20 protein-coding genes are annotated in these 25,249 nt (G+C 36.7%); 5 read left to right on the top strand and 15 right to left on the bottom strand.

What is annotated here, in order from left to right:
- Nucleotides 1-20: 20 nt before the first annotated feature.
- Together ACN5L8_RS05105 and ACN5L8_RS05110 are read right to left on the bottom strand one after the other, a co-directional pair.
- Nucleotides 21-539, bottom strand: coding sequence for a hypothetical protein (locus tag ACN5L8_RS05105; protein WP_419172476.1), 519 nt, complete (start codon nucleotides 537-539; stop codon nucleotides 21-23).
- 258 nt (nucleotides 540-797) lie between these two features.
- Nucleotides 798-1,247 carry an ankyrin repeat domain-containing protein gene (locus ACN5L8_RS05110; protein ID WP_334679113.1) on the bottom strand — a complete coding sequence of 150 codons (450 nt, stop codon included), beginning with the start codon at nucleotides 1,245-1,247 and terminating at the stop codon, nucleotides 798-800.
- 187 nt (nucleotides 1,248-1,434) lie between these two features.
- Here ACN5L8_RS05110 and ACN5L8_RS05115 point away from each other — a divergent pair, with 187 nt between their 5' ends.
- Nucleotides 1,435-2,319 (top strand): hypothetical protein, encoded by an 885-nt coding sequence (locus tag ACN5L8_RS05115; protein WP_115360953.1) that lies wholly within the window; start codon nucleotides 1,435-1,437, stop codon nucleotides 2,317-2,319.
- 82 nt (nucleotides 2,320-2,401) lie between these two features.
- Entirely contained in the window at nucleotides 2,402-2,914 is a 513-nt protein-coding gene (locus ACN5L8_RS05120; RefSeq protein ID WP_419172477.1) for a DUF2391 family protein, read from the top strand.
- On the opposite strand, the gene ACN5L8_RS05125 is transcribed toward ACN5L8_RS05120, so the two are convergent.
- The 12 genes from ACN5L8_RS05125 to ACN5L8_RS05180 all read right to left on the bottom strand — a co-directional run bounded on the left by ACN5L8_RS05125 (nucleotide 2,915) and on the right by ACN5L8_RS05180 (nucleotide 20,969).
- The gene (locus ACN5L8_RS05125; RefSeq protein ID WP_419172478.1) at nucleotides 2,915-3,397 is read right to left on the bottom strand and encodes a hypothetical protein; all 483 of its coding nucleotides are present in this window, start codon (nucleotides 3,395-3,397) and stop codon (nucleotides 2,915-2,917) included.
- Complete coding sequence (locus ACN5L8_RS05130) at nucleotides 3,390-6,518, bottom strand: efflux RND transporter permease subunit (protein WP_419172479.1); 3,129 nt, start codon at nucleotides 6,516-6,518, stop codon at nucleotides 3,390-3,392. The genes ACN5L8_RS05125 and ACN5L8_RS05130 overlap by 8 nt, the downstream gene beginning before the upstream one ends.
- Nucleotides 6,511-7,857, bottom strand: a complete 1,347-nt coding sequence (locus ACN5L8_RS05135; RefSeq protein WP_419172480.1) for an efflux RND transporter periplasmic adaptor subunit — start codon at nucleotides 7,855-7,857, stop codon at nucleotides 6,511-6,513. The genes ACN5L8_RS05130 and ACN5L8_RS05135 overlap by 8 nt, the downstream gene beginning before the upstream one ends.
- On the bottom strand, nucleotides 7,850-9,049 hold the full coding sequence (locus ACN5L8_RS05140; protein ID WP_419172481.1) for a TolC family protein: 1,200 nt from the start codon (nucleotides 9,047-9,049) through the stop codon (nucleotides 7,850-7,852). Before ACN5L8_RS05140 ends, ACN5L8_RS05135 begins: the two co-directional genes overlap by 8 nt.
- Before the next feature lie 8 nt (nucleotides 9,050-9,057).
- Nucleotides 9,058-9,339, bottom strand: coding sequence for a metal-sensitive transcriptional regulator (locus tag ACN5L8_RS05145; protein WP_419168693.1), 282 nt, complete (start codon nucleotides 9,337-9,339; stop codon nucleotides 9,058-9,060).
- Nucleotides 9,336-11,546: a heavy metal translocating P-type ATPase gene (locus tag ACN5L8_RS05150; RefSeq protein WP_419172482.1), complete on the bottom strand. Its 2,211-nt coding sequence runs from the start codon at nucleotides 11,544-11,546 to the stop codon at nucleotides 9,336-9,338. The genes ACN5L8_RS05145 and ACN5L8_RS05150 overlap by 4 nt, the downstream gene beginning before the upstream one ends.
- Nucleotides 11,547-11,555: 9 nt before the next feature.
- Nucleotides 11,556-11,780 (bottom strand): heavy-metal-associated domain-containing protein, encoded by a 225-nt coding sequence (locus tag ACN5L8_RS05155; RefSeq protein ID WP_115360969.1) that lies wholly within the window; start codon nucleotides 11,778-11,780, stop codon nucleotides 11,556-11,558.
- A gap of 169 nt (nucleotides 11,781-11,949) precedes the next feature.
- Nucleotides 11,950-12,414 (bottom strand): hypothetical protein, encoded by a 465-nt coding sequence (locus ACN5L8_RS05160; protein ID WP_419172483.1) that lies wholly within the window; start codon nucleotides 12,412-12,414, stop codon nucleotides 11,950-11,952.
- 144 nt (nucleotides 12,415-12,558) lie between these two features.
- Complete coding sequence (locus ACN5L8_RS05165; protein WP_419172484.1) at nucleotides 12,559-13,023, bottom strand: tail fiber domain-containing protein; 465 nt, start codon at nucleotides 13,021-13,023, stop codon at nucleotides 12,559-12,561.
- Between the two features lie 166 nt (nucleotides 13,024-13,189).
- Entirely contained in the window at nucleotides 13,190-13,993 is an 804-nt protein-coding gene (locus ACN5L8_RS05170) for a hypothetical protein (protein WP_419172485.1), read from the bottom strand.
- Nucleotides 13,994-14,067: 74 nt separating this feature from the next.
- Nucleotides 14,068-19,368 (bottom strand): tail fiber domain-containing protein, encoded by a 5,301-nt coding sequence (locus ACN5L8_RS05175; protein ID WP_419172486.1) that lies wholly within the window; start codon nucleotides 19,366-19,368, stop codon nucleotides 14,068-14,070.
- A gap of 146 nt (nucleotides 19,369-19,514) precedes the next feature.
- Entirely contained in the window at nucleotides 19,515-20,969 is a 1,455-nt protein-coding gene (locus ACN5L8_RS05180; protein WP_419172487.1) for a chitobiase/beta-hexosaminidase C-terminal domain-containing protein, read from the bottom strand.
- Between the two features lie 255 nt (nucleotides 20,970-21,224).
- On the opposite strand from ACN5L8_RS05180, the gene ACN5L8_RS05185 reads away from it, so the two are divergent.
- Together ACN5L8_RS05185 and ACN5L8_RS05190 are read left to right on the top strand one after the other, a co-directional pair.
- Nucleotides 21,225-21,683, top strand: coding sequence for a hypothetical protein (locus tag ACN5L8_RS05185; protein ID WP_419172488.1), 459 nt, complete (start codon nucleotides 21,225-21,227; stop codon nucleotides 21,681-21,683).
- A 36-nt stretch (nucleotides 21,684-21,719) separates the two neighbouring features.
- Nucleotides 21,720-21,908 carry a hypothetical protein gene (locus ACN5L8_RS05190; protein WP_419172489.1) on the top strand — a complete coding sequence of 63 codons (189 nt, stop codon included), beginning with the start codon at nucleotides 21,720-21,722 and terminating at the stop codon, nucleotides 21,906-21,908.
- Here the strand turns inward: ACN5L8_RS05190 and ACN5L8_RS05195 are convergent.
- On the bottom strand, nucleotides 21,889-23,844 hold the full coding sequence (locus tag ACN5L8_RS05195; RefSeq protein ID WP_419172818.1) for a BCCT family transporter: 1,956 nt from the start codon (nucleotides 23,842-23,844) through the stop codon (nucleotides 21,889-21,891). The genes ACN5L8_RS05190 and ACN5L8_RS05195 overlap by 20 nt on opposite strands.
- A gap of 232 nt (nucleotides 23,845-24,076) precedes the next feature.
- Here ACN5L8_RS05195 and ACN5L8_RS05200 point away from each other — a divergent pair, with 232 nt between their 5' ends.
- Entirely contained in the window at nucleotides 24,077-25,180 is a 1,104-nt protein-coding gene (locus tag ACN5L8_RS05200; RefSeq protein WP_419172490.1) for a hypothetical protein, read from the top strand.
- The last annotated feature ends 69 nt before the right edge of the window (nucleotides 25,181-25,249 follow it).

Raw genomic sequence — 25,249 nt, forward strand, 5'->3', positions numbered from 1 at the left:
GCTTCATATCAAGGATTTTTTTATAGTTTTTTATAAACCATAAAATCGATTCCAATATGTGTTGCACCAGCTCCACAAACTTCAGCAGCTCCAGCAGCTGGAACCATTAGTGTTGCGTGGTGAGGGTGTCCCCAGTATAGGTAGTCATTGTACTCAAGCTGAGAATCAAGGATTGCCTTACCCTCTGAACAGTCAGCAGTCGCATCAACTTTTGAGAAAGCTCTTGATTCAAGAAGTTCGATTGTTGATGCATCGTTATCAGCAAAAAGAAGTGAAGAGTAAGAACATTCAACACCATTTGCATTTTCAAAAGTTGCTTTAATTAAAATATTATCAAGTGTGTAATCAGTTGAAAGATCACCCCATACAACATTCATATTTGCATGTGATGATGGTGCATTTGTGTAATCTGTAAAAGCTCCACAAACATAACCTTTGTTAGCTGCAAGCCATCTCTCACCTTCAAGAACTAAGTCAGTTTGAGCAAAAGTTGTAATTGAAAGTAATGAAACAAGTGCAATAAGTGATTTTTTAAACATGTTATTCTCCTTAAATTTAATACTTTTGTTAGTATGGAGAATAATTATCGCCCGATGTTTGATATGTCAAACAAATATCGACAACACTAAACAAATGATTACATACTCAAAATAAAAAAAGGAGGCTAAAACCTCCTTCTTTCAATAAAATCTTATAGTTATAATCTTCTCTAGCTTAATATAATTGTTGTAAATAATGTATGAACTCGCATATGGTCCTCCTTTTTTATGTGACCAGTATATGAGTTGATACAATTACTAGCGAATAATTTCTTGGAAGAGCTGTTTGAAGGCACCGAAATAAGCTTTGAGTTCCGACTTTTTAGAATGCCCATATGAAGACAAGTAATATATTATGTTGCGGCGATGAAAAGCGTGCGCCCAGTCATAGGCCGTCATCTTATTTGAATTTTCAATTTCAATATTAGATCCATTTTGAATCAGTAATTTAAAAAGGCTCAAATCCCCTTTTTGTGCGGCCTTCATAAGAGGTGTATTTCCAAGATGATCAAGACAATTCGGATTTGCGCCGGAGTTTAACAATGTGTGTGCAAATGAACGATGCCCATTTTCAACAGCGACGTGAAGCGGTGTTTGGCCTTTTTGGTTTCTTACCTCTAAATTAATCTCTGATACAGAAAGTAATAAGATGCTCAGCTCCTGAACATTTCCTCTCTGGGCCCATTTAAAGATTCGCCTATCACTCATTAACATCTCCCTAAAATAAAATTTTAATCACCTGTATAGGAAGAAGAAACTTAATTATGTTAAATTTAGCGCGGAACGCATCATCGTATTTTATTGAATATCAAGGATTTGTTAAGAAATTATTTGATCTTTTACGTCGTTCTTTAGACAATAGTACCCTAATTAAAAACATACACATGGAGTGAAAATGAGAAATTTAGTTAAAAGCTCAAAGCTACTTATGCTTCTTCTAGCAGTGGCAATGGCAGCACCTGCTCAAGCGCAAGAAGAATCAAACAAGGAAGACATTGATAGTGAAATTACAAACGCAAGACTTAGAGCACAGTCTGGTTCAAAGTCTGACTACTCTTTATCTCTATCAATGGGATACAACGGTGGTACACTAGATGATATCTTTGGTGAAGAGAGACCAGATATCTATGGTGATCCAGAAACAGAAACAAAAACATCTTTTGGTGGTTCATTCTCAGGAAGATACCGTTTCAACAAAAATGACAGTATGACTGTTGGTGCAGGTTTTTCTGTACTAAACCCATGGGGACATTCAGAAGGTAACGTTGATAATCCATATATCGGTTATTCAAGAATTTACAAAATTGGTGACTTCCAAACTTCAACTTCTGCAGACGTAACTTTTGGTACAGCTGAATCTTACAAGAATGTAGACCTAAGACAAGTTGTAAGTGCTTCACACAACATGATGAAGAACTTTGAAGGAACTAACCTTACTATCGGTGCTTCAGTTTCATTAAGTGCATACTTCTATGGAAATGAGCCAGAAACAGTAGTTCCAAAAGATGCTCTTACTGAACTAGCAGTAGGTTTCTACCCACAACTAGAGTACAGATTCAATGATATGTTCTCATTCAGAACAGTATTTGGTTACTTCAACTACCAAAAATCAAGAGGTGAAGATTCAAACTTCTTAAGAGCATATGAATACCAATCAGTTGGTGTAGGAATTTCTGTAACAAGAGATATCTACGTATATCCAAATATTCAGTTCCTTGCTGATGATCTTGACTCAGACAAGACAAACTTTGCAATCTCTGCAGATATCAATATTCTTTAATCAAGTTAAAGTTTATACTTAGGCCCGCTTAGCGGGCCTTTTTTTTTTTGCCTAAATTCTATCTTAACCCTATAATTTAAATATGAATGTATTTAAGGGATTAAAAAATACCCACACAGAAATAAAGCGTATCAACGGCTATCTAAGAGAAGTAGTTACTTTCTTAGACGACTCAGGAAAGCCAATGGGCCATGTTATCAACCCACTGATGGTTGAATTGCGCTTACGTGATATCACTCAAATTTTTGTAGGGGCCTTTCTTGTTGCCTCTCCTCTGTGCTTTACAGAAGAGGTTTGGACACTTAGTGAGACTCTCCCCTTTCAAAATATTTACTATTTATTTGCCGCATCTATTACGACAGTAACGTTCTTTGTGTATTTTAACTTTTATCGTTTTAAGCTTAAGGGAAATGTCATTGAGTTCTTAAAGCGTATTTTTGCCATCTACTTTATTACGACTTTAAGTGTTGTTATGATTTTATTTTTGATTAATAAATTTCCAGTAAAGACAGACCATATACTTGCATTTAAACGTACTGTAATTATCGCCTTTCCAAGTATATTTGGTGCTGCCGTTACTGATTATTTAAAATAATTAGAAGCTTGTATCTTTACTACCACAATGAGGCATATTAGCAGCGTATGGGTTGTGTACTTTTTCTTGCTTAGAAGAATTCTGTACCCACTTCTTCTTAACCATAGGACATGAATAAGCGTTATACTCGCTTCCTACATCATAAGTATTAAGAATATAGATAAGTGCCATTGAGATCGTATGATAATTTTGTCCATTCTCATCTTTTGTCTTACTAGCTTTTATTTCATCAAGCTTAGACATTGAAAACTTCAATAACTTCTTTATCTTTTCATGTGAGACCTTATTCATTGCATTCTTAAGCTCTTGGGCCGAGTCAGCAACACTCTTAGCATCATACTTAAAGAAGCTTGCGTGCAGCTTCTCATTGGCCTTTAAAACATTCACAACTTCTTCTTTCTGTGCCGATGTTAAGCTTTCTCTTACATCTGCAAATGCTAGAAAATTAAAAAATACTGAAAATAATGTAATTAGTTTAAACATTTTCTTCTCCATGAGTGATTTCTTTTATACGTCTTTCTTCAAAGTACGAGTATGTAATTGGAACAATGAATAGAGTAATTAATTCAACTAACATTCCACCTAATGTTGGAATGGCCATAGGCTTCATGACTTCAGAACCTGTACTCGTTGACCACATAATTGGAAGTAAGGCCACAATAGTTGTAGTTGTTGTCATAATAAGAGGTCTAATACGTCGTGAGCCTGCATTACTTATGACCTCTTTTAATTCTTCCCAGTTTTTAGGATTAATTTTTCGATTCTCTTCTTGAAGATACGTCATAAGAACAACACCATCATCTACAGCAATTCCAAAAAGAGCAATAAAGCCAACCCAAACTGCAACAGAAGTATTAAATCCACCAATCCATAGAAGAATTAGGCCACCAGCAAATGCAATCGGTATTGCACTAAAGATGATACCTGCATTTCTTAAGTTCTTAATTCCCATATAGATGATGAGAAGATTGATAAGTAAGGCCAACGGAATTAAAAGCAAAAGCCTCTGATTTGAGCGAACTTGATTTTCATATTGTCCGGCCCATGAAAGAGAGTACCCTTTTGGAAGCTCGACCTCTTTAGCAATTTTCTCTTTTGCCTCTTCCACAAAGCCTATGAGATCCCTATCTTGAACATTTAATAATACCAATGACTTTAGCATTCCATCTTCTGATTGAATCATAGCAGGACCAGTCACAATCTCAATTTTTGCCAACTGCTCAAGTGGTATATGTTGACCTAGAGGACTTGGAACTAAAACTTTTTTAAGTTCATCAATTCGATCCCTTAGCTCTTTTTTATAGCGCACACGAATAGGAAATCTTTTTCTTCCATCGTAGAATTGACCGATAGTCATTCCGCCAATTGCAGTTTGTAGTATTCGATTAATCGTTCCAGTATTTATACCAAAACGACTTGCAGCGATTCGATCAATATCAAATTCAATATAAGGTTTACCTGTGATCTGTTGGGCGTAAACACCACTTGCACCTCTAACCTCTTCTAATTTTCGTCCAATTTTATTACCAAGTTTTTCAAGAGTCTCGAGGTCATCACCAAATATTTTCACGCCAATTTGTGTTTTGATTCCTGTGGAAATCATTGAAATACGGTTTTCTATTGGAAATAACCAAGCATTCACAAGTCCTGGAACCTGAATCTTTTGATCGAGATCATTCATAATATCATAAATGGAAGTACCACTAGGCCATTCATCTTCAGGAATAAGCTTAACAACTGTTTCAAACATAGCGACAGGCGCTGGGTCAAGCGCAGTTTCAGCTCGCCCTAACTTCCCATAAGCATCTTTTACAAGAGGGTGCTTCTTTAATTCACGATCAGTATAAGCAAGTAATTCACGGGCCTTTGTCATACCAACATCAGCTGTCGTTACTGGCATATAGAGGATCTCTCCCTCATTTAAAGAAGGCATAAATTCTTTTCCTAATTGAGTCAGAGCAAAGCCACCTAGGATTAGAATGATGACGGGAAAAATAAAAAATATTTTACGATTATCGAGAAACCAATCAAGTACCGGTTTATATGTTGAGACTATTTTCTTACTTACTGGATTTTTCTCAATTGGCCTTAAATCACCTTTTAGAAAGTAAACACTTAATGCTGGTACGAGAATAATAGCAACAATGACAGATCCAAACATTGCTAGAGTTTTTGCCCATGCAAGTGGACCAAAGAGCTTCCCTTCACTACCTTCTAATCCGAAAACCGGTAAGAATGTAATTATTGTTGTTGCCACAGCAGTTAAGATAGCAGGCCCAACTTCTCTAGCAGAACTTACAACAATCTCAATTCTTTCATTTTTTGTGAGCTTATTTCCTTTTTCAGCAAGTGAAGAGTAAATACTTTCAGTCATGATAATTCCCATATCCACCATTGAACCAATGGCAATAACGAGACCTGAAAGACTCATAACATTTGAATCAATCCCTAATAACTTCATTAAAATAAAGCTAATTCCAACACCAAAAGGAAGTGTTAGAGAAACGAGAATAGACGATTTAAAGTGAAGTAAGAAAAGAAGAATCACTACGACTGTAATAACAATTTCTTGAGCAAGTGCACTGTAGACAGTACCAATTGTTCTCTCAATTACCTCAGTACGGTCATAAAATGATTTAAGCTCAACTCCCTTAGGTAAGCCTTGCCTTACTTCTTTGAGTTTTTCTTTTACATTATCAATTACTTCTTTAGGATTTTCCCCAAAGCGCATCGTTACAATGCCACCAACAGCTTCTTGACCGTTTTTGTCTAAAGCACCACGTCTGAATGCTGGTCCCATTCCGACTCGGGCCATGTCTTTAATTCTTATGGGAGTATCTTTTTTTACATCAACTACAACATTTTCAATGTCTGAAATTGATTTAAAAAATCCCTTACCTCGAACAACAAACTCTCTAGCTCCATCTTCGATGACTTCGGCCCCAACATCAATATTACTATTCTCAATAGCTGAAATGATTTTAGTAAGATGAATATCATATGCAATGAGCTTATTTGGATCCACATCAATTTGATACTCTTTAACAAAGCCACCAATACTTGCAACTTCACTTACACCATTTACACTTTGAAGGAGATAGCGAACATAGAAGTCCTGTAGTGTACGAAGTTCTTCTAACGATAATGGTTTTGAGTTTTCAGGAGTATTTTCCAATGTATACATATACACTTGGCCAAGTCCTGTTGCATCTGGTCCCATTGCAGGAGACACACCAGTTGGAAGCTCATTCTTTGCAGACGTAAGTTTTTCAAGAACACGTGACCTCGACCAATAAAAGTCAATTTCATCATCAAAGATTACGTATATCGTAGAAAAACCAAATGCAGAGGTTCCACGAATATTTTTAACTCCTGGAATACCTTGTAACATAATACTTAATGGATAAGTGATTTGTTCTTCAATATCTTTCGGAGATCTACCAGGCCATTCAGAAAAAACGATCTGCTGATTTTCTCCAATATCAGGAATAGCATCAACTCTTGCTGTATTGAGACTAAAAATAGACAGAAGTCCAATTAAGATAAATATAAGGACAACAGCTACACGATTACGAATGGATAATTCAATAATTCTCTTAATCATTCATATCCTCATAGCCACCAAATAATTGTGCTTGTGCATCTAGTAGGAAGTTGCCCTCAATAACAACTTCATCACCTTCTTTCAGTCCTGATACAACTTCAACATAACCTTCTGACTCATGACCTGTATTAATAATTATCGATTTAAAACTTCTATCAGATTCTTTAACCCATGCAACTTTTCTCTTTCCAGTATCAATAACTGCCGAGCGTGGAATAACAAGAGGCATCCCTTCTAAGTTGAGACTAATTTGAGCGTCGGCAACCATCCCAGGCTTTAATTTTCCATTCTTATTTTCAATTGTTGCCCTAACTTTAAGTGTTCGAGATGTTGAATCAAGAACAGGACTAACAAAATCGATTTCACCAGTAGTAGTCTCACCAGGAAGGGCAATAAAATTTAATTCTACTTTTTGGCCAATTTCCACTAGTGCAGAGTCTTGCTCATAAACATCAAACTCAACCCAAACATCACTTAGGTTTGATAATTTAAAAAAGTCCTGCCCCTCTTTGAAATACTTCCCAACTGTTGCATTTCTAGTTTGAACAACACCTGTAGCAGGAGAATAGATCGTTATGTTCTTAGGAACTTTTCCATTCTTTGCCCATTGCTCATATTGTTTCTTTTTAATACCCCATAGCTCAAGACGTTCACGACTTTGATGGTAGAGGTCACGAAATTCACGACTTCTATTCTTTAGATATGTACTCCTAGCAAGAATATACTCTTCACCACCCGTAATTAATTTAGGACTATAGATATCAACAACAGGGTCACCGGCCTTAACAAAACTACCAGTCGACTTCACATATACCTTTTCAACTCGGCCATCAATTCTTGCAGGAATATTACTTTCCTTTTCTTCTGACTCTAAAACTTGCCCAAGAAGTCTAATCTTCTTTGTCATCTTCATTGTCGTTACAGGAAAAAAAGATGGAGTGAAGTGATCGAGTTGAGATTTTCTAAGCTTAACCTTACCAACAACAGTCGCAGCTTCTTGCTTATTCAAGTCCACCTTTACCATCGGTGTACCATCTAAAGGACAAACCTCTTCCTTCTCACTTGTAACTTCAGGAAAGTTCTCACATGCCCATAATTCTTTCTTTTCAAGCTTGGCCTCTTTATCAGTGGCGTGAACGTGTTCCACCTCTACTTTTGTTAAGTTCATATGGCAAATTGGACATTTACCTGGCTTATCCTCTTTAATTTGAGGGTGCATTGAACAAGTATAGTAAGTTTCAACTTTTTGTGACTTACTTGTTTCAACCTCATTCTTACTCTGACAAGAACTAAGAAAAGAGATAAATCCTAAGAAGACAATAATTAAGACCTTATTCATATAAAGATTCTCCAAGAGTATACTTTAAGTCCACCTTTCTCATTGAAAGCTTTGACTCTAAAGCGACCTTCTTTAATAATATTTTTTGTAATCTAATTTCACTTTGTAATAACTCAACGTAAGTACTATTACCTAACCCATATGACTTCGATGTAATTGAGCGGGAATTTTGAGCAAAGTTTACGGACTTTTTTGATATAATACTTAATTCTGCATTCAGTTTTGAGATATCGTCTTTGATAACTTCAATGTCACGACTTTTTTTCAACTTGTAATCATCTAATTGTTTAAAGGCCACATATCGATTGGCAACAGCTTCCCCTTTTGCACCAGATTTATCGTCTGATACAGGAATTGGAAATGTAATTTGTGCACCAATAAAGTCTCCATTATTATCGACCTCATCAGATCTGATCGTATACCCAACAGATACGGTAATATCAGGGATATAAGCAAGCTTGGATTGCTCTAGCGAGTATTCCTTCGCTTTTAAGTTTTCTTTTAAAGAACTTAATCGATAATCCTTACTTTCGTTCTTATTATTATCAAGAAGCTTCCATGGAATTGATTTATAGTTGAAACTTAGTGCCTTATTACCTACCAGATACTTAAGTTGTGATTTATTTTGCTTTATTTCAAAGTTTTTATTACTGATCTCACTTTCAACTTCAGACTTTCTTATTTGAATATCTAAAAGGGCCTGCTGTGTAATGCGGCCATTGGAGTAGAGTTTCTTACTCACTTTTAACATTTTAGAAATCCAAGATAAGTTTTCTTTTAAAATATCTAATTCGTTATTAATCCTTTTATATTCAATAAGATTTGCCCAAAGATTTTTTGTTAAGGCTTGCTCAAGATCCATTGCACTATAGTTAATTGATTTAGCTTGTGCACTTTGACTTTCACCGGCCTTTCCATATTTATTAGATAAGGCTATTTTTTGACCGATTCCAAACTCGAGTCCAGACATTGGCGTTTGATCAAACTTAAGAGAATCCACAGGAAGATTTTTTGCAGCGATCTTAAACATTGGATCACCCCATGAAGCTTGCTTCTGAGACTTTTCAAGTAAAGATTTTGCACTTCCTTTCATGGCCTGAAGGCTATTGTGATTCTTTAGTTCTTCTACTGCTTCATTGAAAGTAAAAGCAAAAGTTGAGCAACTCAATAATATGATCAAATACTTAAACATTGAAACTCCTAAGACTTGGCAGATCTTTTAAGTAATTCCATGATTTCATCTATCTTTTCTTCTGATTCTTTAGAAGATCCAGATTTGAGAGCATTTATCACACAACTATTAAGGTGAGACTCTAAAATGACTAACTCTAGTCCCTTTAAAGCACTACGAATTGATTTAATTTGTGTAAGAATATCAATACAGTATTTTCCATCCTCGATCATATTCTTAATGCCTCTAACCTGACCTTCAATACGATTTACTCGAGTCAGTGTTGCCTTATGGTCTGGGTGTTTACTCATATCAACTTCCTAATTCTTAAACTATTTGTAACTACTGAAATACTACTAAGTCCCATTGCAATACTTGCAAGCACTGGTGGCATGGCAGGGCCTCCAAATGGAACGAGAATACCTGCAGCGACTGGTATTAATAATGTATTATAAATCATCGATAGGAAGAGGTTTTGCTTAATGATTTTCATTGTACCATTAGCAAGTTCAATAAACTCAACCGCTTTAACTATATCGCCTTTAACAATTGTAACATCGGAAGCACTAATTGCAACGTCTGTTCCTGTCCCCATGGCCATGGATAAGTCTGCTTTTGCTAAGGCAGGAGCATCATTAATACCATCACCAATCATTGCAACTTTTCGCCCTTTATCTTGTAATTTTTCAACTTGATTGGCCTTTGCAATTGGTAGTGCTTTCGAAATATAGTGATCGATCCCGATCTCTTCACTCACACTCTTTGCAACTTGTTCATTGTCACCAGTAATCATCCAAGTCTCAACACCTAGGTCTTTAAAGTGCCTAATCGCATCCTTTGCACTTGGTTTAATTTCATCACCTACAATTAAAGTTGCGATGTGAGTTTTATTCTTAGCAACAAAAACAAAACTTCCGACTTTATTTGAAACAAGGTCAGAGTCCCTTTTAATTCTCGCATCATCAAATAATGCTTCATTACCAATATGGTATTCAATATCATCGATTTCAGCGATTAGCCCCTTTCCTTTGATAACTTCGAAGCTATCTGGTTCAAAAAGCTCGATATCACTTTCTTTAGCAAAGTTAACAACTGCCTTAGCTAGTGGATGTTCCGAAAATTGCTCAATTGAAGCTAAATGAGTAAGTAATTCTTTTCTATTACTCTTATCTAAGTAGACCTCATCAATAACACTAGGCTTTCCAAAAGTTATTGTTCCTGTTTTATCAAAGATAATTGTATCAATTTTTACGGCCTTCTCTATTACTTCTCCACCACCAATTAAAAGTCCTTTTAAAGATGCGCGACCAGTTGAAACAACAACGGCCGTTGGAGTTGCTAGTCCAAGAGCACAAGGGCATGCAATAACAAGAACAGCAATAAAGTTAGAAATTGAATTACCCCATTTAGGTTCTCCACCAAAGAAGTACCAACTAATAAATGTGATAATTGAAATAAGTATAACTGCAGGAGTAAAAATACTGCTTATGCGGTCTGCATATTTTTGTATCTCTGGCTTTGACGACTGAGCATCTTCTACAAAACTAATAATCTGAGAAAGAAAAGTGTCATTACCTACTTTACTTGCCTTGTACTCAACGACATTGTCATCGTTTATTGTTCCAGCAAAAACATCATCATCAATAGTCTTACTAACAGGAATTGGCTCTCCTGAAATCATTGATTCATCAATTGAGCTACTACCTTTCGTAATAACCCCATCGACAGCAAATTTCTCACCAGGACGAACTCTTATGATATCTCCAACGACAACTTCACTAATATCAATTTCTTTAAACGTATCATCTCTTAAAACATTTGCCTTCTTTGCAGATAACTTAAATAAGTCATTTAAGGCCTCTTTAGTTTTCTTCTTTGCTCTTTCCTCAAAATATTGACCTAAGTAGACAAAAGAAGTGATAAACCCTACTGCTTCAAAATAAACTCTTACAGTCAATCCCATCTCTCTTGCATAGCCAGTAAAGACAGTAATAAAAACACTGTAGAGAAATGCCGCACTAGTACCTAAACCAATAAGCGTATTCATATTAGAGCGACCACTCGTTAAGAATTGAAAAAGTGATCGTTGAAATTTCAGACCAATCCACGCCCATACAGGTAGAGTCAAAAGAAGCTGGATATACCAATTTGCTTTTTGATTAGGCCAAGACTTGAACGGCCCCATTTCAAAGAGGAAAACAGAGATTGCCAGAATAATCCCAAATAAGAACTTATAGAAATTATCTTTTTCAATCGTCTGTTTAGAATCCTCTTGTTGCTCACCTTCAACATCAGATTGTATTGAATAACCTAAATCGACGATTTTATCTTCAATCTTTTTCAAGGTCTCCTGATTATCAAATTCAAAGTGTCCACTTTCAACAGCGTAGTTAACACTACTAGACTTTACGCCATCAATCTTTGCAACTTCTTTCTCAATTGAAGAGGCACAACTAGCACAATGCATGCCTGAGATTTTAATATTTATATCCTGTTGATTCACATTTTCACTTTGCATTTGTCTCTCCTAGGCTTGAAGTTTTTTAATACTTGAAACAGGGAAACCGATACCAGAAAGAGTGGTCTTGATTTGCATATTTGAAAAGTTACTCTCACCACTTACAAGCACTTCCTGATTTTCAACATCAACATCGACACTTGAAATACCTGAAATATCTTTAAGTCCGCCTTCAACTTTACTTACACAACCACCACATTTAATACCACTTACAATAAACTTAACTTTTTTCACTTGTACCTCTCTTTAAACCATATACCCCCATAGGGTATCTTTTCTAATCATATTATTCATCGAGGTCTAAAGCAAGAGAAGTTAAGTTAAGTTGACAAAGAAATGACAATGAGCTGGAGGCTTATTATCTAAGCTACTGTAAATTCGTTATAAGAGATAGCAAGGATTTCTATTGAGAGTTCTTTATATAATCGGGAATTTTAGGGCCAACAAATCGATCGTCGTTATAGACATTATTCACACTAGATATATTGCGACAATTTGCTTTTGATGTTGGACTTTTGTGTTTAACAACTTTTTGCCCTAAAAGACTTATGATAACTTGATCTGGTAGCATTTCATTAAAAATATGGCCAACCACACTCTCCCTTAAACTCGTACTCTTCTCACAACACACGAGTTCACGAATGGTAGGCCTAGTTGTATCCACAAATTGCGCTTCATTCAAAGACTCATCAATTTGAGGTCCAACAAACTCTTGTCCATACTCTTGTACTTCTAAGCATCTTGTTTTTTGAACTTCATGACATTTTAATGTGGCCACTAACTCTTTATCAGAGATCTTCCCCTGTGCTAGAGCGACAGTTGAATAGAGAAGAGCAATTGAAAGAATGGCCAATTTTAAAAGGATCACAATTCCCTCCACAGAGACTTGAAAATACGTATATATACATATGATCAATAGATCTATTTTACTGCTCAATCAATTTTGATGTTGAATATCACCTAGGTACCTAGAATCACGATCGCAAACAGAGTTCTTTACAATAATATTTGGCTAGTTTTTCGGGCAAAGAGGCATATCAGGGTCTTTTTCACAGAGGTAGGCCTTAAGAATTTCATTTTCCTCTTTTAGGGCATCCACTTGCTCTTCAAGAGAAGAAATACGACGTGAGTTGCCTTCTTGCATGAGCTTTTGCATACGCTTATTTTCTTCAATTTGCTCCTGCTGCTCTTTTGTTGCATTAATTAATGCCAAGAAGATTGGGTCATTATCAACAGTTAAGAAGTCATCAGTTGTCTTTCTAACTGCTTCAGGAATTACTTTTTGAACATCTTGAGCAATAAAACCAGAGTGCTCTCTTTCATTTAAAATTCCAAGGGCATTATTGTCTTTATAGCGATACTTAACAGTGTTTAAATTCATAATCTCATCTAATCCGTGACTATACTCACCAGTAAGATCCTTCAGTCTCTCATCTGAATATGTCGCCCAAGAACCTCTACCGGGTTTTTGCAGCAACTGAAGCGGCCCCTGTTGTTACAGTGGCTTATCGTCATCATAGCGTCGTTTAATTAACAAACAAATATCAATGAGTTAACAAGGTTAACTTTGCCTAAAAGACAAAAATTGTGCCTTCTAAATGTGCGATTTTACATTAATAAAATGGAACAATAACTGCTGTTTACTAGTAGCCATTTGGCATATTATAGCCAACATCATCTGCACTCATATCAAAGTAAAAGACTTGGCCATTCTTCTTAAATGAAAAGCATCCATTCTTAGTGGCATTAAAAGAAATTCCAGATCCCCAATAACGGTATTCATCTGGACGATAAGTTGATGTCGCCTGTCCTGAAGCATCAAGATTGAAGAGAATTTTTCCGTTTCTTGATCCATCATTCTTGGCCACGAAGTTTCGAGTATAGAATCTTTTTTGAATATAGCGATCGGCCAGAGGAAATTCATCTCCTCTTTTTTCAAAGAACTTCATTTGTTCTGCGGTATGATAAAGAGATAGAACACTTTTCTCACTCATTAGAGTTTCAAAGAATTTTGCCTTCTCTTTTGCATATGAATATTTCGATAATTCACCATCATAGAATTCATTTGGAATAAAGAAATGGCTATGGCCCATATCTGAGAAATTGATAAAGTCCACATAGTCATTATCTAGTGCGTATTCAATTTGTGAAACTAAGCTCTTGATAAAGACCTCTGGAACACGAGCATATTGGGTTTTTCCACCACTTGCCTTAAATGGCATAAGAAACTTATCATCCTCAAAAAAGACGCGATTATCCATACGCTTACCAGAATTATAAATGGCCCAAGAATTCTCTTCCATTTCAGCTCTTGTTTGATTCCAAGGAAACATATCCATATAGAGAATTTCTTCATTATCTGAAAGATAACAACTTGGACGAACTTCAATTGAAGCAAAAGATTTAAAGGAAATAATTAAAGCAAGTACGGGGATAAATTTCTTCATACTGAATACTTAACATATCCAAATAATGAGAATGAGTAGAATGTAATATTTTTATAGATAGTGAGTAAGAAATTTTACTGGCAAAATGGAGCTTGCGGATCTTTTGAACAAAGATAGTCTTTAAGCATCTGATTTTCTTCTTTCAGAGAAGAAATTTCACGATGATTATCCTCTATTTCAGTATTTAGATCTTGAATTGCATTAATAATATATGGAGTAAAGGCTCCTTGATCTAAACTTAAGAAAGTCCCTTCTTCCCTTTCATCTTCTGTTACCGCATGAGGAATTACTTCCTGCACTTCCTGAGCAATAAATCCATAGTTAAGAACTTTTTTATCATCAGCACGCCATACATATGTTCGTGGACGAAGCTTCATAATAGCTTCAATACCATCATTGAAATCTTCAATATCGTGCTTAAGCCTTCTATCTGAAGAACAAGAGAATGTTGCAGACCCTCCTGCCTTACTACAAGCAGAACCTGAACCAGCATAAGTCCTGATTCTTCCATCGGCGTAATTAATTACATATGCATCACTTGAACATGAGCCTTCACAACCTGCTCCAACCCATCCTGTGGCACCGATATTTCCAGTGACATGTAGTTTATTTGAAGGTGCTTTATTTCCGATACCGACGTATCCAGATCCTGTTCCAGCAAGAGAAATATGTTGTCCACCTTGTTCATTCGTAACTGAAAGTACATCTGTCCCAGAAGTACCATAACCAATCCAACCAGAGCGAGTCGTCGGATTATCTCCATCTGCATACAATTGTAAATAAACATGGTCACTTGTAGGTGTTGCCTCAAGTTTCATAATACCTGCTCCACCTTTAACATGTAGAGGTGCACTTGGAGATGTTGTTCCAATTCCAACTTCTCCTGCTTCATCGATAACCATTCGGCCAGTCTGATCATTTGTACCAAACTGGATTTTTCCACTCGGTAGGCGATTTAATAAATATATATCATCTGTTCCAATTGAACCAAATCCAACATAACCCATATTAGTATTAAACCCTTTAAACTCCAGATAAGGATTTGAATCTGTAAGTGATATTGCACCAGTGTCCTCTATGATAGCAGCTCTTCCTCCTGTATTTTTTGCAATATGAAGAGTAGATCCTGGACTTGTCGTTCCTATACCAACATTACCTGACGTATCAAGAAATAGTGATTTGGTATCATCATCATCTGAAGCAAGAATCAAGCTATTTCCAGCAGTAGACTTTAGCTTTAAACCTGTGTAAGGTCCGCTTGTTTGTAAGCCTAAATAACCATATTCAGTTCCAGTAAATTCTAATCCTAAAGACCCTGCAACAGAGAGTTTTCGAGTAGGCGTGCTAGTTCCAATACCAACATTACCAGATCCATCAATTCGCATTCTTTCAGAATTTAATGAAGCAACAGTATTTCCACTTGTTCTAAAGATTAATGAAGCCTGTCCGTAATCCGCATTTGAACCAGTGGTCTCCTGAAGACTTGCAATAGAAGAATTAATAACAGTAGATGAACCAGTATAATTTGATGAAAAAACAATATTATTTTCTACCCCTACTCCTGTTGTTGGATTATGTATTTGTAGTGTTCCGGGAAAGTCTCTATCAGCGGCAAAGTTTAAATTTTGATCAGTAGACGAGATAGTTAATCGTCCATCAGGGTTTGTTATTCCTAATCCAACATTACCAGTATTATAGTAAATATCACTTCCAGTTGTCGTCCACTGAGACTGATTAACTCCACCAATTTCAGTTGTTACATAGTTTTTCATTGCACTTACCGAGGCAGCTTGTGTGGTTTCACTTCCTGCTGTTGAATTAACAACCGAAGCTGTCTGCGCTCTAGTATCTGTAAAGTATAGATTTGTCCCTTCACTGACCTGAGTGGTACTCATGCCTGTTAATTGAGAAGCATCCATAGCAGGAATTCTTCCAGAACCATCAAGCCTAACTAATTCATTAGCTCCATTTGAAGTTACAATCTCACTTTCATTTGCAAGAACACTTGAAAGACAATTTCCACCATCAATACAAATATCATTATCAATGGTAACGGCTCCATCAATTGCAATTGACAGGCCTGTTCCCCCACCATTTCCAACTAATTTATTTGTTGCTAAATCCAGATTTTTTGAAGCGATGTGATTCCCCATATTATCGGCACCACCAAGCTTTATAATTCTTAATGTCCCGTTAGTAACAGATCCTGTACTTAATGAGTAACGTCCTTCAATATAGTCAGTAGAACCATTCATGGAAACAATAGCAGATGCGTTTTTATCTGCATTACTTGAACTGGTTGATCTTGTCCAAGAGCCTATTACTCCACTTCCATTTTTTGTAATTGAAGCATAATGGTGCCCCCCAGTTGTCATTCCATTTGCAACAGTGTGAATAATAACTAAGTAATTTCCAGCTTGTTTTGGGGTAAATCGATCAGTGCTTAGATCAAATTCTCCATTTACATCAATACTTTCATTCGTATAGTTAATAACTCCACTTCCACTTTGAGTACCACTTGAAAATGAAACTTCTACATAACTTTCCGCATCTCCAGTCCCAGTTACACTATCACCGACGGCCCTCCATGCTCCACCTTTATAGACATAGATCTCTTGAATATCAGTATCATAAACCACAAGACCTTCTGCAGGTGATGCAATAGCGTTTCTCTGAACTGAAGTCATACGCGGAGGCAAGAAACCTTTTGAAGTTGAGCTCACATCAAGAACTGCTGATGCATCAGGAGTTGTTCCAATACCAAAACTTGTATAAAAGTTATTAGCTAAATCGAGTGGATCATAACAATAGAAACTTCCTAGTCCATTTGTTCTTAGGACCTCACCATTAGCACAACTTGTTGCTAGGCCGGCCAGTTGAGTATCTGTAATGGCCTGGGCCCCAATAGAGAATTCTGTTCCAGAAAGTGTTAAACCACTACCAGCTGTATATGTTGTGTTAGTGTCTGTATCTGTATCGATATCAGTGACACAAGAAAAACTTGATCCATCTGAAGATAAGACTTGTCCTGCACCACAAGTTGGAAGAGTTGTTTTTGCAAAATTTTCAACACTTGGATCTGTCTCAACTGAAGTTGGAAGGCGTCCACTTCCATCAAGTTGTGGAATTTGTCCTGCACCTGTACCAGCATCAACAGCAACTGTACCGGATGTTGTAATTGTTCCTCCAGTTAAACCAGTCCCTGCTGTAATTGATGTAACAGTTCCAGATCCTGCCCCTACAGTTGAGAGACAATTTCCACCATCAATACAAATATCGTTTCCAGTTGTAACATTTATATTTCCATCAACAGATAGTCTTTGGCTTGGAGAGATTGTTCCTATTCCCAAGTTTCCTGATTGATCAAGAACCATTTTTGTTGAACCAACAAGAGCATCGTCAGCTGTATTAAATCTTAAAAGCCCAGAGTTCACTCCTATCGCGAAGTTTTCATTGGGGTTTCCATCTGTTTCTTTTATATTCAAAAACGATGCCGTACTCTCAAGTAAAGCCGCTCCAATAATATGTAACTCTTTCTGCGCAGAAGCAGTTCCAATTCCTACATTTCCAGAATTATAATAAATATCACTTCCAGTCGTCGTCCACTGGGACTCATTAATTGCACCGACCTGTGCAGTAACGTAAGTTTTCATTGAAGATACAGAAGGTGCTTTATCAGTTTCACTACCAGCTGTTGAGTTAACAACTAATGCGGAGTTTGCAGTAATTGATGTTGCATGAGCATTAAGCTGTGCCTGAACTTTCCCAAAGGCCTGAAGAACAGTATCTGTTGCAAGGGCGGCCGAGGCGGTTGAAGTATCAAGACCCGTTAAGGCCACATCAAGTGCCGGGTTATAATTAATAATTGAGTCTGCAAGTTTATCACCTGCACCAACTTGAGCAATCTTGCCATTTGTTATTCCCACATCAACTGCAAGTGTTCCTGATGATGTAATTGTTCCACCAGTTAATCCAGTTCCTCCTGTTACTGATGTCACAGTCCCAGCATTTCCAGTTGGCCATGCTCCACGGCAATCGGTACCAATACATAATTCAGTCCCCTTTACCTTTCCTGCAACTTCAAGTTTTTCAGTTGGAGTTGAAGTGCCAATACCAATATTCCCACCAGGAAGAATGGCCATTCGATGAGTTAATCCCTGCTCAGATATTCTAAATGATCCATCGGAAACGCGATGACCTAGTTCCCATCCATTATTGGCAACACTATTTACGTTATTGATATGAATAGATGATTCAGTAGCATGATCACCCTCAAAGTAAGCGATAATCCAATTAGAATCACTTACATGAAAAGCTGTGCTTGGAGCAATAACTCCAATCCCTACTCTTCCACTATTGTAATAAATATCACTTCCTGTTGTTATCCATTGAGAAGAAGTTATGGCCCCAGTCTGTGCCGTTACATAATTTTTTACAGAATTAACTGATGGTGCAATCATTGTTTGCGTTCCAGTCATATCATCAATTACTTTTGCATCCGCAATTGTTTGCGCTGTCGTATTAACATAACTTTTTACAGCAAGCTCACTTGGAACCTGTGTTGCACTATCAAGAGTCCCCGAGTTATCAAGGTCTGATGCTGGGATTTGAGCAACGTTTAAAACATTAGGCAGCCCTACATAAGTCTTATCAATTGTTGGAGCATTAATTTTTGACCATGAGATATTGGCCGCTGAATTAATATCGGCATCCACAATTGAATCATCTGTTATCTCACTTGAGCCAACACTTGGTGCCGGATTAGATCCACTTGTTACGCGCCCGTAAGCATCAACTGTAACCGAAGTATAAGTTCCGGCCGTACCGACTGTTGCTTGCTCAAGCGTTCCTGCATTATTAATAATTGTTGAACCATCGACAGAGATTGCTGCTGATTGGTTAATACAGTCAAATTGAGATCCATTTTTAATTAGGATCTGATTGTCAGCACAGCTTCCAACAAAGTCTAAACTTTGTGGTGTAATGGCCGCATCAGCAATAGACTCTGCGGTCACAGCGTAACTTGCAAGAGGTGTTGCTAGAATATTTTGATAATCAAATGTGATCGTATTTGTTGTATCGCGAACTTGTATTACAAGAGTTTCACTCACAGGTGTATTTGCAATAAGGGTTGCAAGACTTGGAAAGTCTAACTCAACAGTGTAGATTCCATTTGAAAGAGGTACTGAATTAAGTGTTTGGGTTGCAAGTGAAGTTGTAAGATCGTTCGAGTAATAGAGATCAAATTGAAGATTAGGTGTTCCTGAAATTGGAGTTCCATCTGCTTGAACGAGTCGACCAGAGTAACCAATTTTTGTCGCAAGAGTGTTTGAGCTAAATACTAAGCTTAAACATAGTGCTAGAAAAAATGTCAATTTTCGACTTACGTGCAACATAATCCCCTGTTGTTACAGTGGCTTATCGACATCTTAACGCTCTTTAATTAGCAAACAAATATCAATGAGTTAACAAGGTTAACTTTTCCGATTCTCAAGAATACTGCCTTCTAAATGTGCGATTTTTAGTGAGTTAAAGTGTAGAGACCTTGCTTACTTGAAGTTGTCCCTTGGGTATTTGAAAGTTGACCAGAAGTAGCGGAATTAGGTACTGCCTGAAAATGTCCAAAGCCAACAAAACTTCCAAGTGTTCTTCGAACACCTGTTGTCACAGGAGTTGCTCCAGTGCCAGTAAAGTCAGCGATAGCGAAATCTTTGACCACTACGTTTTGTACCTGACAGCTTACCACCCCAAGAACACGATCTTCTAAAACTGTCACAATATGATTATCTCCAATAACAAGATTTGGCATATCAACAGTTTGTATAATTTGATCTGTCACAGCAAGACCTGAAGTTGAAAAATTCGTTTGAATAACTTGAGGTGACGGTGTTGCCGTCGCATAATCATTTAAAACCTCATTACATGTCCAAGGAGTCGCTGTAGTAAGTGGATCAAAGCTTTTAAAGTTTATCTGATGATAGTAATATTCAGGCATTCCAAAGTCCGTTGATGCAGTCGTATTCTGTAATGGAACTTGAGTCGTTTGAGCATAAATCACATCATGAGACACACTTAGATCAGGACTTGTTGTATCAATTCGATAAAGTAAATCATCGACATCTGTTGTACTTGCTGATCCTTGTGCATAGTATGAGATTCCATAATCACCATCTGTTGGTAGATTAATTGGAGCTGTATATTGAATTGAAGGCGTACAAGAACTTCCTCCAGTATCTAAGCAATACCAAATCTTTGCGGACTCACTACAACTAATTGTCACACTAATAGGTGTAGCATAACTTCCCTCGGCCATATCATGCGAACATGTCACTTCTGTCACTGCAGTATCATTACTACTTCCACTCCCAGAATTTGTGAATGTACCTCCATTATCATTTGTCTCTTCGTCAGCGCTATTACTAGGTTTTGAAGTTACACAAAATGAACATTCATTTCCGCCAGACTCTTTGAATACACCAGAGCCTGATCCCGATCCCCCACTGCTACTTCCAGAAGAGTCTGAAGTGGTAGTTGGAGAAGGAGCACTATTACCAGTTAGTGAATTTGCAGGGCCAAGTGAAAATGATCCGCTACTATTTGAAGGGCGATAATTGCTGCTCCCCTCTATCTCACGAGCGTTATAAGCAGGATCTCTTGCTTCTCTTGAAACCTCACGGGCTGGCCTTGAAGTATTGGCCCCAACACTAGTTCTTGATCGATCCTTTCGATTATCTCTCTTCGTTTGTATTTCATCTGAGAAATTTGCCAGACCACGATTTCCACGCCCTGATGAGTTGGACATATCATTTTCGTTATTTTGGTCTTCAAGATTTTTAACTTGTTGTTCTTCAATTTGAGAAAAATTATCTTTGTTCTCATCTGAAGAAGGAGCAATGAAAGTAAGATAAGAAAATAGGCTGGCCAGAGTAACTCCACCAACAACATTTCTTAATAAGGACTTAAATTCATTTGTCATAATTCAAAACACTCCAAAACCGCAATATCACACTATTCCTATCGGTTAATTGTAATATTACTTTAAATGGAGAAATTAAATCTCCCTAAGATACTAGAATTACTTATACAACAAAGCTTTCATTCTCTATTTTGGTAATAAAACTGCCTACCAATGTTGACGGTTTTAAGTAAATTTCATAAAGAGATTTCACAAAGATTCAGCAAGATAGATTACCTCTTTCATATACAGCTCAAAATGATAGAATATTTATTTATGAGCCATAAAGAATTTAATAAGAAATTTTTAATCTCTATCTTTGCATTCCTTTCTCCAGTACTAGTTTATATTGGAGTTTTTTTTACATTTGGCCCAAATACTTTAAGAAGAATTTTAATTCATGAACCATTTGGCCTATATGAATTAATCATTATTCCTTTTAGCTTTTTAACAATCTACTTTATTTTAAAAAATAAGAATATAAATCGTAGCCTTTTCGGTATTAGCTCAATAGTAGTTGTGCTCTTTTACATGTTAGAAGAAATCTCTTATGGACAACACTTCATTTCAAATTTCTTTATTTCTGATTCAATGATTAGCATTCATAATAATCAAAACGAGATTAATATTCACAATCTTCAATTTGGTAGTATTGAGGTAGAAAATATTATTCACAATATATTTTTCTTTGTTTGCCTCTACATCATAATTTTTTTAAAAGAAAAATTTAATTAATTAATAATCTTTTTAATTCTAATTATTGAAAGAGTCATGAGTTTTTTAATTCTTGAGAATATTTCAAATTTAATTATTTTCGATATTAATGAAGCGCTAGAAGCAACTCTATCTCTTTTAATCTTAATAAACTTTTATTACCTTTATAAGAAATCATTAATAAAAGAAAATAAAGGGCCACAAGAGAATGTGGCCCAAAGAATATCTAAACTAATTCTGAGTTAGTTAAGTGTAGAAATTGATAATGCTTCTCGTATTGGTTTACTGCATCGGCAACAATTTGCTCTTTTGAGTAACCAAAGACATCATATTCCTGCCCTCCACTTAATAGGAAGACTTCTGCACGGTAATACTTTTCTTGATCACCTGGTGCATATTCTGGAACTTGGAATGTTCTCAGATAAACTTCGTATTTGAAATCATCAAAGCCTTCTTTTTCTATTACTAAAGAAATTGAGTCATCTTCACCATGGCGAATTTTTGCATCCAGGCCATTTTTAACAAACTCTTCTTGTAATTCAATGAGTCCTGGCTCGACTACTTCTGATAAGAATTTATCGGCTTCCTTAAATTTTGGATGCCTAAAGAGTGCATTAAGTCGCTCGCGCCACGTCATACTCGCCTGTTCATATTGAATCGAGCTATTATGATTCCTTACTTGATTTCTAAGCATATAATCATCTTGTAGGGATCGTACTAGACAATAGACGGCCAAGAGAATTAAGAAGATCATAGGAAAGGCCGAAGCAATCGTCATCGTCTGTAGTGCCTCTAGACCACCAGAATGTAAAAGTACGGCAGCAACCACACCTTCAGTCACGGCCCAAAAGATTCTTTGCCACACAGGAGGATGCTGACTTCCACCAGAAGCAAGGGTGTCAATAACAAGAGATCCCGAGTCAGATGAACTAACAAAGAATGTAATAACAAGAATTACACCAAGTACTGAAAGAGCTGCTGACATTGGAAAGTATTCAAAAAATCTAAAAAGTGCAACTGGTACATTTGAACTTACTGCTTGAACAAACTCTCCAGACTTATCTTTTAGAGCAATACTAATTGCAGAGTTTCCAAAGACAGTCATCCAAAGAAATGTAAACCCAGAAGGAACAAAGAGAACACCAATTAAGAATTCGCGAATCGTTCTCCCTCTTGAAATACGAGCGATAAACATCCCGACAAACGGTGACCACGAAATCCACCAACCCCAATATAGAAGTGTCCATCCACCGATCCACTCTTCTTTTTTATCATAAGCGTAGAGATTAAAAGTTTTATAGATAATATCAGAAAGGTAGGCTCCACTATTTTGAACGTATTGTTGAAAAAGGTGTACCGTATCTCCTAAGAGCATTACTGAGACTAAGAGAATGGCCGCTACAGCTAAGTTGATATTTGATAACTTCTTAATTCCACCATCAAGCCCTAAAACAACCGAAATTGTTGCAAAGCCAGTAATAATAGCAATTAGAATAACCTGAATTGTTTCTGATTGAGGAATTCCTGTCAGATAACTAAGACCTGCATTTACTTGTGCAACCCCAAAACCTAATGAAGTAGCAACACCAAACATCGTTCCAATAACTGCAAACGTATCTACCATATCCCCTAAAGGGCCATGAATCTTATCTCCTAAGATTGGAAAGAATGCAGACCTTGGAAGTAGCGGAAGACCTTTTCGATAGCAAAAATAAGCGAGACAAACTGCTAACATTGCATACATTGCCCAAGCATGAAGTCCCCAGTGAAAGAAGGTAATCTTCATGGCCTCTCTGGCGCTCTCTATAGACTGTGGATCACCAACCGGTGGAGATGAAAAGTGCATAATCGGCTCAGCAACTCCAAAGAAGAGAAGACCAATCCCCATCCCAGCAGAAAAGAGCATGGCAAACCACGAGATATTAGTATAAGACGGTTCTGAATGGTCAGGACCTAATTTAATATCTCCTAGCCTACTTACCATTAGCCAGATTGCTGTAAATAACATTGCCCCCATTGCAAGTACATATACCCAACTAGTCTTGGCAATCAGCCAGCCCTGAATTCCCTTAAAGAATTCACTTAACTGTGTAGGCCATATTGAGCCAATCGCAGTAATGACAAGGATAAAAAATGCGGAGGAAAAAAACACATTTTTGTTAATAGTAGATTCTTTATTGATAACAAACTCCCTTTTAATCAGACCCGTTTCGGGACCGACACAAATTAACATATAAAAACCAATGCCAACTTATCGGATGTTTGCTCTTAAATTTTAGGTACTTATATATTATTTACCCCTAAAAGTCTTAGAATTCACTCCTTTGGCCAATAGCAAGCAGTTAGAGTGTATAAAAACTTCTTCTGCGTTCATTTTCATTGAGAAAAATTCTGCGATCTGACATAAAGAAGCTATGTTTAAAAAGATCTTCCCCACTCTAATGTTTACGCTATTAACATTTAATTCTTATGCTCTACAAGAATATGCCGCTCCTTTTAGTAGCGTTAATTCTGCTAAATGTTTACAAGAGATGCCAACCCTCCTTGAGATATCAAAATTTTCAAATAAGTTTCTTCATCGAGGAAATAAACAAGTAGCGATTAATGGCTTTAACTTTAGAAATGAATCAGAGACTTCATCTCGCCTTTTTCGATCTTTAACAAGAAGCTATGTCTTAAAAAAACTAGATAAACATAAAGACTTTTCTCATTTAATTAAAGCAGCAAAGAATTGCGACAGTATACGTTGTGCCTTAAATGAATTATTCAAGGGACAAGAAATGGTTTATAAAACCATTTATCTCTCTGAAAAGTATGGCCTTAATACTTCACCATATCGAAATAACGATGCAGCACTTTTAAACCTGAAACAAATGAATGCTATCTTAAAAGGCATAAACTTAATTCCATCTCACTTTCCAAGATTATGGAAGAGTAAAAGACTTGTTCGTCACATAAAAGAAGACATCGGCTATGGCCATGTTGGGATGATATTTGCAAACGCTTCCATCGAACTATACACCCCTTGGGATCGCGAACTCGATAAAGATGGAAAGGCATATACTCTATTTCACGAAATTGGCCATAACTTAGCCTACTTCTACAATCTTAATTATTCTTCATTTTGGTGGGATATGTCTGGTTGGATCGATCACCCTATGGGATGGCGCTATAATCGTGACGAGATGGTTTCAACATATGGCCAAACAAATCCAGGAGAAGATGCAGCAGAAAGTATTGCGGCCTACCGTCTAAATCCAACAAATCTCAAAAAAGTATCACCAAAGAAGTATGCTTTTATAAGAGACTATATTTACCTAGGACAAGAATATCTAAGCAGTAGCTCATGTGGCCATACTCCAGTAAAGGACTACCTTAACAAGGTGATAAATAAAGCATGGAAGAATTGTAGCGAGACGAGCTGCGTAATAAAAAATATCAGACAATCAATAAAAAAAGACAATCGTTTTCCACTCTTTAATAAGGCCAAAGACGACTTTTTTGAGGTATTTCTCTAGTGATAGGAATTGTAAGATATTTTCCTCACTTAAAAGCTGCCAGAAACTTTAATAATGGTTCACTAAGAA

It is taken from the genome of Halobacteriovorax sp. (genome assembly GCF_048381875.1).
Taxonomy (GTDB): domain Bacteria; phylum Bdellovibrionota; class Bacteriovoracia; order Bacteriovoracales; family Bacteriovoracaceae; genus Halobacteriovorax_A; species Halobacteriovorax_A vibrionivorans.

What these genes read in the sequence shown, in the direction of transcription:
- ACN5L8_RS05190 (WP_419172489.1), top strand. Translation starts at nt 21,720, where the DNA reads ATGAGTTTTTTAATTCTTGAGAATATTTCAAATTTAATTATTTTCGAT.
- ACN5L8_RS05170 (WP_419172485.1), bottom strand. Translation starts at nt 13,993, where the DNA reads ATGAAGAAATTTATCCCCGTACTTGCTTTAATTATTTCCTTTAAATCT.
- ACN5L8_RS05130 (WP_419172479.1), bottom strand. Translation starts at nt 6,518, where the DNA reads ATGATTAAGAGAATTATTGAATTATCCATTCGTAATCGTGTAGCTGTT.
- ACN5L8_RS05135 (WP_419172480.1), bottom strand. Translation starts at nt 7,857, where the DNA reads ATGAATAAGGTCTTAATTATTGTCTTCTTAGGATTTATCTCTTTTCTT.
- ACN5L8_RS05200 (WP_419172490.1), top strand. Translation starts at nt 24,077, where the DNA reads ATGTTTAAAAAGATCTTCCCCACTCTAATGTTTACGCTATTAACATTT.
- ACN5L8_RS05185 (WP_419172488.1), top strand. Translation starts at nt 21,225, where the DNA reads ATGAGCCATAAAGAATTTAATAAGAAATTTTTAATCTCTATCTTTGCA.
- ACN5L8_RS05150 (WP_419172482.1), bottom strand. Translation starts at nt 11,546, where the DNA reads ATGCAAAGTGAAAATGTGAATCAACAGGATATAAATATTAAAATCTCA.
- ACN5L8_RS05145 (WP_419168693.1), bottom strand. Translation starts at nt 9,339, where the DNA reads ATGAGTAAACACCCAGACCATAAGGCAACACTGACTCGAGTAAATCGT.
- ACN5L8_RS05110 (WP_334679113.1), bottom strand. Translation starts at nt 1,247, where the DNA reads ATGAGTGATAGGCGAATCTTTAAATGGGCCCAGAGAGGAAATGTTCAG.
- ACN5L8_RS05140 (WP_419172481.1), bottom strand. Translation starts at nt 9,049, where the DNA reads ATGTTTAAGTATTTGATCATATTATTGAGTTGCTCAACTTTTGCTTTT.
- ACN5L8_RS05180 (WP_419172487.1), bottom strand. Translation starts at nt 20,969, where the DNA reads ATGACAAATGAATTTAAGTCCTTATTAAGAAATGTTGTTGGTGGAGTT.
- ACN5L8_RS05115 (WP_115360953.1), top strand. Translation starts at nt 1,435, where the DNA reads ATGAGAAATTTAGTTAAAAGCTCAAAGCTACTTATGCTTCTTCTAGCA.
- ACN5L8_RS05105 (WP_419172476.1), bottom strand. Translation starts at nt 539, where the DNA reads ATGTTTAAAAAATCACTTATTGCACTTGTTTCATTACTTTCAATTACA.
- ACN5L8_RS05125 (WP_419172478.1), bottom strand. Translation starts at nt 3,397, where the DNA reads ATGTTTAAACTAATTACATTATTTTCAGTATTTTTTAATTTTCTAGCA.
- ACN5L8_RS05120 (WP_419172477.1), top strand. Translation starts at nt 2,402, where the DNA reads ATGAATGTATTTAAGGGATTAAAAAATACCCACACAGAAATAAAGCGT.